Source organism: Nocardia sp. CA-135953 (assembly GCF_050955735.1).
GTDB lineage: Bacteria > Actinomycetota > Actinomycetes > Mycobacteriales > Mycobacteriaceae > Nocardia.
In genome coordinates this window covers 601,906-614,575 of record NZ_CP192082.1, presented here as the reverse complement: position 1 = coordinate 614,575, position 12,670 = coordinate 601,906, and the positions used below count along the sequence as shown (strand labels likewise).

The 12,670-nt window shown below is 67.3% G+C and carries 11 protein-coding genes; 1 reads left to right on the top strand and 10 read right to left on the bottom strand.

The window, feature by feature from the left end:
- Positions 1 to 2,799 (bottom strand): type I DNA topoisomerase, encoded by a 2,799-nt coding sequence (gene topA, locus ACQPXH_RS02815; protein WP_433603273.1) that lies wholly within the window; start codon positions 2,797 to 2,799, stop codon positions 1 to 3.
- 353 nt (positions 2,800 to 3,152) lie between these two features.
- On the bottom strand, positions 3,153 to 3,359 hold the full coding sequence (locus ACQPXH_RS02810) for a cold-shock protein (RefSeq protein WP_011206895.1): 207 nt from the start codon (positions 3,357 to 3,359) through the stop codon (positions 3,153 to 3,155).
- A gap of 499 nt (positions 3,360 to 3,858) precedes the next feature.
- On the opposite strand from ACQPXH_RS02810, the gene ACQPXH_RS02805 reads away from it, so the two are divergent.
- On the top strand, positions 3,859 to 6,177 hold the full coding sequence (locus tag ACQPXH_RS02805) for a DEAD/DEAH box helicase (protein ID WP_433600770.1): 2,319 nt from the start codon (positions 3,859 to 3,861) through the stop codon (positions 6,175 to 6,177).
- 330 nt (positions 6,178 to 6,507) lie between these two features.
- On the opposite strand, the gene ACQPXH_RS02800 is transcribed toward ACQPXH_RS02805, so the two are convergent.
- The 8 genes from ACQPXH_RS02800 to ssd form a co-directional block, all read right to left on the bottom strand.
- Entirely contained in the window at positions 6,508 to 7,221 is a 714-nt protein-coding gene (locus ACQPXH_RS02800) for an Rv3654c family TadE-like protein (RefSeq protein WP_433600769.1), read from the bottom strand.
- Complete coding sequence (locus ACQPXH_RS02795; RefSeq protein WP_329414235.1) at positions 7,218 to 7,532, bottom strand: TadE family type IV pilus minor pilin; 315 nt, start codon at positions 7,530 to 7,532, stop codon at positions 7,218 to 7,220. The genes ACQPXH_RS02800 and ACQPXH_RS02795 overlap by 4 nt, the downstream gene beginning before the upstream one ends.
- Before the next feature lie 62 nt (positions 7,533 to 7,594).
- Positions 7,595 to 7,780, bottom strand: a complete 186-nt coding sequence (locus ACQPXH_RS02790) for a DUF4244 domain-containing protein (protein WP_387294274.1) — start codon at positions 7,778 to 7,780, stop codon at positions 7,595 to 7,597.
- A 588-nt stretch (positions 7,781 to 8,368) separates the two neighbouring features.
- The gene (locus tag ACQPXH_RS02785; protein WP_433600768.1) at positions 8,369 to 8,986 is read right to left on the bottom strand and encodes a type II secretion system F family protein; all 618 of its coding nucleotides are present in this window, start codon (positions 8,984 to 8,986) and stop codon (positions 8,369 to 8,371) included.
- 41 nt (positions 8,987 to 9,027) lie between these two features.
- Positions 9,028 to 9,819, bottom strand: coding sequence for a type II secretion system F family protein (locus ACQPXH_RS02780; protein ID WP_433600767.1), 792 nt, complete (start codon positions 9,817 to 9,819; stop codon positions 9,028 to 9,030).
- The gene (locus tag ACQPXH_RS02775; protein WP_433600766.1) at positions 9,816 to 10,031 is read right to left on the bottom strand and encodes a hypothetical protein; all 216 of its coding nucleotides are present in this window, start codon (positions 10,029 to 10,031) and stop codon (positions 9,816 to 9,818) included. The genes ACQPXH_RS02780 and ACQPXH_RS02775 overlap by 4 nt, the downstream gene beginning before the upstream one ends.
- Positions 10,028 to 11,215, bottom strand: coding sequence for a TadA family conjugal transfer-associated ATPase (locus ACQPXH_RS02770; protein ID WP_433600765.1), 1,188 nt, complete (start codon positions 11,213 to 11,215; stop codon positions 10,028 to 10,030). Before ACQPXH_RS02770 ends, ACQPXH_RS02775 begins: the two co-directional genes overlap by 4 nt.
- Positions 11,212 to 12,321: a septum site-determining protein Ssd gene (gene ssd / locus ACQPXH_RS02765; protein WP_433600764.1), complete on the bottom strand. Its 1,110-nt coding sequence runs from the start codon at positions 12,319 to 12,321 to the stop codon at positions 11,212 to 11,214. The genes ACQPXH_RS02770 and ssd overlap by 4 nt, the downstream gene beginning before the upstream one ends.
- Positions 12,322 to 12,670: the final 349 nt, after the last annotated feature.

Below are 12,670 nucleotides of genomic sequence, written 5' to 3'. Positions count from 1 at the left end.
TCAGGACTTCTTCGCGGCGGTTTTCTTTGCGGTGGTTTTCTTGGCGGCGGTCTTCTTCGCCGCCGTCGCCTTCTTGGCCGGAGTCTTCTTCGCCGCCGCCTTCTTGGCCGTCTTCTTCACCGGACCACGCGCGCGCCGATCGGCGAGCAATTCCGAGGCCCGTTCATCGGTGATCGATTCGACCTCGTCGCCCTTGCGCAGGCTGGCATTGGTCTCACCGTCGGTGACGTACGGACCGAAGCGCCCGTCCTTGATCACCATCGGCTTACCGGTGGCCGAATCGTTCCCGAGCTCACGCAGCGCCGCAGCACTGGCGGCCTGGCGTCCGCGCCGCTTGGGCTCGGCGTAGATCTCGAGCGCCTCGTCCAGCGTCACGGTGAAGATCTGGTCTTCGTTGAGCAGCGAACGAGAATCGGTGCCCTTCTTCAGATATGGGCCGTAACGCCCGTTCTGCGCCGTGATCTCCTCACCGGAAGCCGGGTCGGACCCGACAACGCGCGGCAGCGACAACAACTTCAGCGCATCGTCGAGCGTAATCGTCGACAGATCCATATCTTTGAACAGCGATCCGGTCCGCGGCTTGGGCGCCGCAACCTTTTTCGCGGTCTTCTTCGCGGGTGCGGGTCCGTCCTCGGCCGCGGGCTCCGGCAGGATCTCGGTGACGTACGGGCCGAAACGTCCTTCCTTGGCGACGATTTCGTGCCCGGTCGCCGGATCGGTACCCAGCGAACGCCCCTCCTGCGGTGTCGAGAAAAGCTTCTCGGCGACATCGGGGGACAGCTCGTCCGGCGGCAGATCATCGGGCAGATTCGCCCGCTGCGAAATCGAATCCCCTTCCGGGTCATCGGGATTGGCGACCAGCCGCTCCAGATACGGTCCGAACCGACCGACCCGAACGACGACATCGCGCCCCTCACCATCGACGAACAGCTTGATCGAATTGACCTCGCGGGCATCGATATCATCGAGCCGCTCACCGACCATCCGCTTCAGACCGCCGGAGCGCGCGACCGAACCCTCGACACCGTGATCGCCGCCGAAGTAGAAGCTGGACAGCCAATTTCCGCGCTGCTCGCGCCCACCGGCAATGGCGTCGAGATCGTCCTCCATCGCGGCGGTGAAGTCGAAGTCGACCAACCGACCGAAGTACGCCTCCAGCAAACCGACGACCGCGAAGGCGACCCACGACGGCACCAGCGCACTGCCGCGTTTGTACACATATCCGCGGTCGAGAATGGTCTTGATGATCGACGAATACGTCGAAGGTCGACCGATGCCGAGCTCTTCGAGCGTCTTGATCAACGAGGCCTCGGTATACCGCGCGGGCGGATTCGTGCTGTGCCCATCGGGATTCAGCTCCACCGCCGTGACGCGCTCGCCCTCGTCGAGTGCGGGCAGCCGGGATTCGGCGTCGTCGGACTGACCGCCTGCCTCCTCGTCGACACTCTCGACGTATGCCTTGAGGAAGCCCGGGAAGGTGATGGTCCGACCGGAGGCCGAGAACACGCATTCCTCGCCGGTACCCGCGACACCGGTGATCCGCAGCGTCAGCGTGGTGCCCCTGGCATCGGCCATCTGCGAGGCGACCGTGCGCTGCCAGATCAGCTCGTAGAGCCGGAACTCGTCATTGTCCAACCGCGCATGCAATTGGCCCGGGGTCGCGAAGGTATCGCCCGCCGGGCGGATCGCCTCGTGCGCCTCCTGCGCGTTCTTCACCTTGCGGGTGTACTGCCGCGGCGTCGGGTGCACATACTCGGCGCCGTACAGCTGGGTCGCCTGCGACCTGGCCGCGGCGATCGCCGACTCCGACAGCGTGGTCGAGTCGGTACGCATGTAAGTGATGTACCCGTTCTCGTACAGCCGCTGTGCGACCCGCATGGTCCGCTCGGCATTGAACCGCAGCTTGCGGCCCGCCTCCTGCTGCAGTGTCGAGGTCATGAACGGCGCGTACGGCTTACGCGTATACGGCTTTGCCTCCGCTGACGAGACCGCCAGATCGGCGCCCTCGAGCGCCTCGGCGAGGCGGCGGGCATACGGCTCGTCGAGGACGACCACGCCATTGCCCTTGAGCTGCCCGTCCGGTCCGAAGTCCCGGCCGGTGGCGACCCTGGTCCCGTCGACGCTGACCAGTCGCGCCCCGAAGGTCCGCGGATTGGTGGCGTCGCCGTTGTCCCCGCCCGCATCCAGCTTCGCCGCGATATCCCAGTACTCGGCCGAGCGGAACGCCATCCGCTCGCGCTCGCGCTGCACGATCACCCTGGTCGCGACCGACTGCACCCGGCCCGCCGACAGCCGCGGCATGACCTTCTTCCACAGCACCGGACTGACCTCGTAGCCGTACAACCGGTCCAGGATGCGCCGGGTTTCCTGCGCATCGACCAGATCGTTGTCCAGATCGCGGGTATCGGCCGCGGCGGCCAGAATAGCGGGTTCGGTGATCTCGTGGAACACCATGCGTCGCACCGGCACCTTGGGCTTCAACGTCTCCAACAGGTGCCAGGCGATCGCTTCGCCCTCACGGTCGGGGTCGGTGGCGAGGTAGAGCTCGTCGGCCTCGGCCAGCAGGCTCTTGAGCTCGGAAACCTTGGACTTCTTATCCGGACTGACCACATAGATGGGTTCGAAGTCGTTGTCGACGTCGACGCCGAGGCGCGCCCAGGACTGGCCCTTGTACTTGGCGGGCACATCCGCCGCACCGCGCGGCAGGTCCCGGATATGACCGACCGAGGCCTCGACCGTGTAATTGCGGCCCAGGTAGGGCGCTATTTTGCGGGCCTTGGTCGGGGACTCGACGATCACGAGACGACGCAGGGGACGGCCCTGGTCGGCTGCACCGCGGTCTCGTGTTGCCACCGGCGAATACACCTTTCCTTATCGACCCGCGCGGCGCATCTTCGCGCTGTGCGCGGCTGGGGCAAGCGGCGGCGACGGGGAGACGTTGCCACCAGACACGTTTATACCTTGACGCGACGTGTGGCCGAGCGCTTGCGACTCGAACCACAGAGCGTACCTGCGTCGCTGATGATCAGTATGCAGTGCCTAGCGCGATATGACCGCACCGCAGGTACACGTCGGTTTTTGTCTTACCCCAGATATAGCTCGTCCCTCACCTCCGTTACCGGTGGTGAGGGACGAGCGGTTTGTTTCGACGCTCAGCTGAGCGCGCGAACTCCGGTGGCCTGCGGGCCCTTGGTGCCCTGGCCAACCTCGAACTCGACCTTCTGGTTCTCCTCGAGGGTGCGGAAGCCCGACCCTTGGATCTCGGAGTAGTGGACGAAGACGTCAGCGGAGCCGTCCTCCGGCGCGATGAAGCCGAACCCCTTCTCCGCGTTGAACCACTTCACAGTTCCCTGTGCCATTCTGTTCCTTCTCTTTTCTTACCGGAACGGCGGACAAGTAGGTTCATCCACCGGGTCCGTTCCGACCGCTGTACTGTTGGTTCCCCCTGCAGGAAAGCACCAAGCACACCGTTCGCAACATCGATCCTGCTGACGGTTTGGACTTTGGATCCGTCCCTCGAACACAGAAGCTTGCGACCAGGAACTAGTGAACCATGTCTTCGAGCAATTCAACAGTCGAGTTACCGACAATTTGCAAAAAAGTTGATCTTGCGAATGCGCAGGTGAGGGACACAATGCCGGAACCCAGACTTGTGGTTCGTTTGCTTACGGATAACCGAGTCAGTGTCTGGCAAACAGCCTGTGACCCAGGTCGCTATTTGGTATCGAAATGGCAGGTGGAGCTTCCCAAGCGCACACGTTTCACACTTTCTGCGCGTGTCGCGGAGTCCGAGTCGTGAATCCGACCGAACCGGCAACGCAGCCACGCGCCGGCAACGGCCGAAGTTACGGGGCATCGTTGCTGAATCGTGTCCTCGACGGGGTGCCCGATGACGACCCCCGTCTCACCCATGTCGTCGAACTCGCCGCACGGCCCGCAGCCGCGACTACCTGGCCGGATTGGGCCGCACCCGACGTCGTCGCCGCGCTGCGAGCCACCGGAGTCGAGGCGCCGTGGACTCATCAGACCGAAACCGCCGACCTTGCCGCGCGCGGCCTGCACGTTGTCGTCAGCACCGGCACAGCATCCGGGAAATCGCTCGGCTACCAGCTACCGGTGCTCACCGCATTGCGCGACGATCCACTCGCCACCGCCCTTTATCTCGCGCCGACCAAGGCATTGGGTGCTGATCAACTGCGGGCAATAGCGGAATTGACGCATGAGGGGCCGTTGCGGGATGTCCATCCGGCCACATACGACGGGGACACACCGGCCGAGGTCAGGCAATGGGTGCGGGCCAATGCCCGCTTGATCCTCACCAATCCGGACATGTTGCACATCGGCATGCTGCGCTCACATCAGCGCTGGGCCAGGGTGTTGCGCAGGCTGCGCTATGTGGTGGTCGACGAATGCCACGCCTACCGGGGCGTATTCGGCTCGCATGTGGCGCTGGTGCTGCGCAGGCTGCGGCGGATCGCGGCACATTACGGCGCGGATCCCGTATTCATACTGTGCTCGGCCACCACGGCCGAGCCCGCGGCTGCGGCATCCAGGCTGATCGGCGCGCCCTGCGTCGCGGTCACCGAGGACGGATCGCCGCAGGGCTCGCGCACAATCGCACTGTGGGAGCCGCCGCTGTTGACCACCCTGACCGGCGAAAACGGTGCGCCGGTTCGACGATCCGCCACGTCGGAGGCGGCCAGGATCATGGCCGATCTGGTGGTGGAAGGCGCGCGCACGCTCGCATTCGTCCGGTCGCGGCGGGCCGCCGAGCTGACCGCGATCGAGGCCCGCAGGCTGCTCGCCGACGTCGATCCCGAGCTCAGCAAACGGGTCGCCGCCTATCGGGCGGGTTATCTCGCGGAGGATCGGCGCGAACTGGAGGCCGCACTGTCGGACGGTTCGCTGCTGGGGGCCGCCACTACGAATGCGCTGGAGCTCGGCGTCGATATAGCGGGGCTGGATGCGGTCGTGATCTCGGGTTTTCCGGGCACGGTCGCCTCGTTCTGGCAGCAGGCCGGGCGAGCGGGCCGGCGCACGCAGGGATCGCTGGTGCTCCTGGTGGCCAGGGACGATCCGCTGGACACCTTCCTGGTCCACCACCCTGAGTCGCTGCTGGACAAGCCGATCGAGGCCACCATCACCGACCCGCACAACCCCTATGTACTGGGTCCGCAATTGCTGTGCGCGGCGCTGGAACTCCCGCTCACCGATGCTGAGGTCGACGAGCTCGGGGCGGGCGCGGTGCTCGCCGATCTCGCAGGTCAGGGGTTGATTCGACGCCGGAACGGTGCGGTGCGCGACGGTAGCGCGCGCTGGTTCGCGACGGCCGAGGCGCAGCCGCACGATGCCGTCGACGTGCGCGGTGGCATCGGCGCACCCATTGCCATCGTCGATGGCGAGACCGGCAGATTGCTCGGCACGGCCGATGCCGGGCGAGTGCGCGCGACGCTGCACGAGGGAGCTGTTCACCTGCATCAAGGCGATACCTACCTGGTCGATGAGCTGGATCTCGAGGGCGGAGTGGCCTTCGTGCGCAGCACCGATCCCGGCTGGACCACCAGCGCCAGACAGGTCACTTCCATCGCCGTCGACACGCTGACCGAACAGCGCCGCCACGGCCGGGTGACGACCGCATTGGCGCAGGTCAGAGTCACGAGTCAGGTGATCGGATATCTGCGCACGCTGCGCACCGGCGAGGTATTGGACCTGGTCGAGCTGGATATGCCGGAGCAGACGCTGCCGACGCGCGCGGTGCTGTACACGGTGACGTCCGAACTGCTGGCCGGAGCAGGCCTGGATACGCCACGGGTGCCGGGTGCGCTGCACGCCGCCGAACATGCCGCGATCGGCCTATTGCCGCTGGTCGCGACATGTGACCGGTGGGATATCGGCGGTGTTTCTACCGCCGAGCATCCGGATACCGGACTGGCGACAGTGTTCGTCTATGACGGACAGCCCGGCGGTGCGGGCTTCGCCGAACGCGGGTTCGCGCAGCTACAGCACTGGTTGTCGGCCACGCTCGCGGTGATCGAGACGTGTACCTGCGCAGTCGGGTGCCCGTCCTGCGTGCAGTCGCCCAAGTGCGGCAATGGCAACCATCCACTGGACAAGGCCGGTGCGGCTCGCCTGCTGACCGCGGTTCTGGGCGAATTGGCCGCCGATACGGACAACTGAGCGACACGGCGAAGGCCCCGCGCTCGACTCGTGACAGCGCCGACCCCCGAACGTGATCACTTGTCCACGTTTCCGGGTGGTCACCAGGGGTTATAGGCGCGTGTCGGCGTGCCTCGCCGTGCTGCGCCGGCGTGTCGGACCGCCGAATAAAGAGGATTAGATTCATGTTAACTGAGGTATTGCCACAGCTATTACCACCCCACGTGCAGATTCATTCGATTGCGTTCTGGGGTACCAAGTAAATTGAGGTAATGGCGTATTTATTCGAGCATCGCAATTACCGAATTCCGACATCGTGAAGTACCACTGGCGAGTGTAAGTACGTACCGGTCACGTTTCGACTTCTACAGGTCCGGCACGAGCAACCGCGCGAACAGTCCGCGTTCCTAACAGACCCATTGGTACATTCCCTTCAACAGTGACGGTCGCATCCCACTGCACGACTTCACACCGCTGAATCCGCGCCCCGATCCGTCGTGCAATCTCCCCGGCTTCCGCACATCCGACATCTGCCCCGCGCGCGAGTTCCCCCGCCGCCGCCAATGCCGCCAAATCCGCCGCAGCCTGCGCCCGATGTCGCGCCACAACGACCGCCCCGACCTGAGCGATCAATAGCGTCGCGCCGATCAGCGCAGCCAGCGCCAAGCAGGCGAACACCGTCGCAACGCCGTCGTCCCGCCGCACCACACCGACCGCATTCGCCTCGCGGGCCTGCTCCACTCCATCGAGGCCGTCCGTACCCTTGGAAGCAATCGCATCGCGCCGGTGGTCAGCTCGATTGTCCGCCCATGTAAGCGCGTTGGACCGGCGTTCCAGCCAGCGACCAGCGGAGGCGCAACAGCGACGTACTGTGCTCTGGTCGACGATGTCGCTGTGATTGTGGTCGCCTGGTCGGCAGGGCCGGCTGTTCGGCGGAGCTGCTTCTACTGCTCGGTCAATGGGCATCCCAACTGCCGCGGTTCGGTGGCGCGGCACGTCGCTGTCCTTCATTTGTGTGGTGCCCGGTGGCACGTCGCGGTCCATCAGTCGGCCGTTGCTGGTCACGGCTCGGCTCCTGGCTCGCGGGTGGCGACGGCCTCGGCGTGCAGGACCAGTAAGGGCAACAGGGGAGCACGGGCGGAGACCGCCGCGACTACCCGGTCGCCCTCACTGCGCAGCGAGATGTCGGCGGTCGGCGGAGCTACCCGCCGCGCCGCCGACACCGCATTCGCTTGATCACCGCGGGCAGCCAGCCGGGCCGCTTCGCGAGCGGCGTCGACACAGCGCACCTGCGTCGACGCCGCGAGCAAGGCACCGACGCACAGCACCACCGCAAACACGATGGCAGCGAGCGCGATCGCCGCCTCAACCGTCACCGCACCCCGATCGTCACCGAGATGCGTTGCACCACAGTAGTTTAATCGACAACTACCCCGCGCTAGACCGCGGTATTCAACGCCTTGTCGATGATCTTCGTCAGCGCGTTCACAATGCTGTCCCCGGTCACCACCCCATAGAGCACGGCCCCGAACGCCGCGGCCGCAATAGTCCCGATCGCATACTCCGCCGTACTCATCCCGTCGTCCGCGACCAACACCCGTAGCACCCGAGCCCGCAGCTCCATGCCGATGGCCCCCAGCCGGAGCACCACCTGATCCCGCATCATTCGCACCGCGTTCCCCTCTCATTCCCGCCCACGCGGCCACTCCGCGCCGACACACTCTTCCCCGTCGGGCACGCCCCGGCACCGCGCCGCACAGCCCTAGCGTCCCGAGCAACGCACTCGTTCGCTCCGCGACGGCACCTTCAACACCGCCGCGTTCGACAGAACCGTGCGCGCCCCGCACCGGGTCGACAATGTCCCGCGCGCGCACTCCGCGCGCATCCGCTCTTCCCGGCCGCGCGCGTCCCGGCACCGCACCACACAGCTCAACGCTCCCGAGCGCAGCACCCAGCAGCTCAGCAATGGCACCCTCGGCAGAGCCGTGATCGACAGAGCCCCACGCGGCGGTCTCCTGCCCGACAAAGTCCGGCGCGATCACGCCCGGGTAGGTCCTGCTCCGAGTGGGCATCCCCAGCTCGGAAGCATCCCGTGCTGCGCTGTTCGGGCCAGCAGAACTGCCGGAACCGGTAACGCCTCGCTGGGCCGTCCGTAACTCGGTCGTTCGCGAACCCGTCGCTCGTGATGCAGTACTCCCCTGCCGTGTAGTTCTCACAACAGTCCGCCTCCGAGGACGCGGCTCGCGAGGCCGATCACTACGGGGACGATCCCGAGGCAGACGAAGGCCGGGAGGAAGCAGAGGCCCAGTGGGCCGCCGATGAGGACTCCGGCGCGTTCGGCGCGGGCGGCGGTCGCATCCTCGACTCCGCTGCGGCGCTGTTCGGCCAGTTCGCCGATGGCGGTGGCGAGCGAGGCACCGGAGCGGGCAGAGCGCCGTGCCATCCGGGCCAGTGAATCGACCTCCTCGGCGCCTGGTTGGTCTGCGCCGTCGCGGGCCACCTGATCCCAGGCGGTTGCCGCGTCCGCACCCAGTGCCAGCAGGTCGGCTGCCTTGCGCAATGCCGCGCCCAGGGCCGTCGGGGCGCTCGGCGCCACTGCGCGGGCTGCGGATGCCATCGGCAATCCGGCTCGTAGGCAGGCGGCCAGCAGGTCGAATACCGAGGCTATGGCCATCGGATCGCGGTCGGTGCAGCGGGGAGATACCAGCGCGACCGGCTGTGGACCCGGCTCTCCTAGCGCCCGCAATCGCCGATTCGTCGCAACTCGTCCAGGCAGCACGACCAACGCCATCGCGAGCAAAAGCAGTGGCGCACTGGCGATTCCAACCATTCGCAAGCCCTTCGAATCCGTGAACAACCAGCAGATTTGTTTCATACGAAGACCTTTCGCGTGATCGCGTCGGTCCACAGCAAGCCGATGCACGCCAGTGCCGCGCCGAGTGGCAGCAGTACGGTTCCGGCACCCGGGCTCAGCAGCACGTGCAGTGGCGCGGCACCCATCAGTTGGCCAAGGCCGATACCGAGGACCGGTAGGCCCGCCAAGACCGCCGCTGTGGCGCGAGCACCGGCCAGTGCGGCTGTCGTGCGCGTGCGAAAACGGATGCGCCCCAGCAGGTCCGCGCGAGCAGCCGAGAGTAGTTCCGCGAGAGCTAGACCGTGGTGCTCGGCGACCTCCCATGCGTCGGCGATCCTGGCGAGTTCCGCGTCGACGACGGAATCGGAATCGCGCAACCCGTCCGCGCCGGAACCACCGAGTCTGCTGCGCGCCGCGCTCACCGCGAAGACGCGTGCCGCCTCCCCGCGCGACTCCTGCGCGGCTATCTCCGCCGCCGCACTCGGATGCGCACCTACCCGCAGTTCCCCGATCACCGCCTCGAGCGCGTCCAACAGATGGGCGCACTCCGCACTGCGCCGTCGCTCCCGGCTCGCCCACCGCACCCGAATACCGACCGTTCCCGCAACCAACATCGCCGCAACCAACGGACCGATACCAACGGTCGACGCTCCCACGATGACAATACCGAAGATCACCCGAAAACCACTGCCCCGCCGGAACTTTCGGGCGCCGCCCAACGCCGTGAACTGCCTGACGAACCGACGTCGCGAACTCGGCGGCGGCGCCAGCAGAACCGCGAGCGCCAGACACACCAATCCCGCGATCATCGACCGAGCCGTTCACCGACCAGGCACCGCACCGGCGCCATCCGACCAGCAATTCCCGAGTGCACCGCTGCCGCGATCAGGCTGGACCGCAACGCTGCCGGAGTCGCTTCCTCGAGGAGCACCGGCACCACATCCGACGACGGGACCGCGAGCACGCGCGACAGCGCTGCCGTCCGGGTCGCGAGCGCCGTGCGCTCCATTCCCACATTCATCGGCCGAGCCGTTCATCCAACAGGAGAGCGAGGGTGGATGCGGCCGGGGTGGGGGTTTGGTCGGCGTGCCAGGCGGCGGTTATGGTGACGCGACCTTGGGGGTCGCGCGCTACCATGCCGATTTCGCGGAGGCCGCGGGAGCCGTCGGCTCGGCGGTGGACATGCAGTACGACCTGAACGGCTGCGGCGAGTTGGCTGTGGAGGGCGGCTCGGTCCATTCCGCCCAGCGCGGCAAGGGCTTCCAGGCGGGCGGGGACTTCGCGGGGTGAGTTCGCGTGGACCGTGCCCGCGCCGCCGTCATGGCCGGTGTTCAGGGCGGTCAGGAGGTCGACCACCTCGGCGCCGCGGACCTCGCCGACGACGATCCGGTCGGGGCGCATTCGCAGGGCCTGCCGGACCAGATCGCGGACGGTTACCGCGCCGACGCCCTCGACGTTCGCCGTGCGCGCGACCAGGCGCACGACGTGGGGATGCGGGGGTGCCAGTTCGGCGGCGTCTTCGACGCAGACTATGCGTTCGTCGGCAGCGACCTCGGCCAGTAGGCCGGACAGTAGCGTTGTCTTGCCCGCGCCGGTGCCGCCGACCACCAGGAAGGCGAGCCTGGCCCGAATGATCTGCTCCAGTAGAAGTTTCGCGTCGGCGGGCATCGCGCCCGCTGCGGCGAGCGCATCCAATCCCTGTGTCGCCGGACGCAGCACGCGTAGCGACAGACAGGTGCCGCCGTATGCCACCGGCGCCAATACCGCGTGCAGCCGGACTCCGAACGAATCCCCCAGTGCCGCTTCCCTTCCGGGTAAGCGTCCGTCCACCCACGGTTGCGCGTCGTCGAGCCGCCGCCCGGCCGACAGCGCCAACCGCTGCGCCAAGCGGCGCACCGCCGCCTCATCGGAGAAGACGACCGAGGTCCGTTCCAGCCCGCGGCCCCGGTCGATCCACACCGCATCCGGCGCGGTCACCAGCACGTCGGCGACCCCGGGGTCGTGCAGTAGCGGCTCCAACAGCCCAGCCCCGGTCATCTCGGTCTGTAACAGCCGCAATGCCCGCAGTAGGTCGGTATCACCGAGCACGCCACCCGCCTCGGCCCGGATAGCAGCCGCCACCTGCGCCGGATCCGGATCCCCCGACGCACCGGACAGCCGTTCGCGCACCCGATCCAACAACTCCGACGTAACCAGCGCACTCATCGCAGCCCCTTCCCGGCCGGAGCGCCGAGCACCCCGAGCACCGCGTCCGCAGCGTCGCGGAGAGGCCCGCGGCGCAAAGTAAGGCCACCGCGTTCGAGGCGGGCAGCCAGTCCGGGTTGGGCTCGGACGGCGGCCAGGAGGGGGAGGTCGAGGACCTCGGCGACCTCCGGGCCGCGTAGTCCGCCGGGTGCCGGGCCGCGGACTACCAAGCCCTGGTTGGGATTTCGCTTACCGATATGGGCGGCGACCGATTCGGCGGCGGCTACGGCGCGCAGGCGGGCCGGGACGACCAGGACGACGAGGTCGGCCGCGTCGAGCATCTGGTCGGCGTGTGGGCCGCGTTCGCCCGAGATATCGCATATCACTAAATCGCCTGCGGCACGGCCCGCTTCGATGACGGCGCGCACGGCGGCAGGGCCGATTTCGGCGGGCAAGCGTCCGGCACCGCCGCGCCCGCAGGACAGCACCGCCAGTCCGGGGGCGGCTGCCGGCAGTGCGCTGTGCAGTGCGGCGGCCGACACCCTGCCGTCCTCGATCACCAGATCCGGCCAGCGCAGCCCGGCCCCGGTCTCGATGCCGAGCAGCAGGTCGAGACCGCCGCCGAGCGGTGCGCCGTCGACCAGCACGGTGTCGTGGCGGAACCGCTCGGCGGCGGATCGCAGTCCGGTCGCCGCGGCCAATGTAGAGGCGCCCGCACCGCCGCCGGCACCCGCGATCGCGACGACAACACCATCGCCCATGCGGTATTCGCCGTGCTCAGCAAACTTCTCGATAAGTCCGACCGCGGCACCGGGCAGCGCGATGACGCGCTCGGCACCGACAGCCGCGGCGGCCTGCCAATCGGTCAATCCGGGTTCCCCGTCTGTCACCAACACGATGCCGATCCGTCGGAAATAACCGGCCCGCGCACAGCTCTCGGCCGCCACTGTGTCGAGGATCACCAGAGGTGCCGCCAGCCAAGCGTGCCGGCCGACAGAGAGCGCGCGCTCGTCGAGCTCGCGCTCCGCGGCCGCCGCGACCCGGCGCACCTCATCGCGCAGCCGGGTGTCCTGGATGAGCACGAGCACGGGCGGCGGTGTGAGTGCCAGGGCGGCTTCGAGATTCATGCAGGTCAGCGTGCTCGAAGACGAAGCCGAGCAGAAGATGGAATATGCCGAATGTGGATAACTCGGGGGGTGTGGATAAATCCGGAGGCCCCGAAACCGGGGGGAAACTACCCAGAAATAGAGGACGGCCCCAGCCGGGGGGGGAGGAGGCTGGGGCCGTCGGGTTCAGCCCCGGGGGGTCGGGCTGAACGCGCCTGGACTATGTCCAGGTGCCAGCAATACTACACCCAAGCCCGGGCCACAACGCAAGTCTGTCGTCGGAGAACTTTGTGACCACCACCGGCCCGGCGTCTCCGGGGCAAACCCGCCGAACGAACCAGACGTACGACCCGTCCGACAGCCTCGCGGC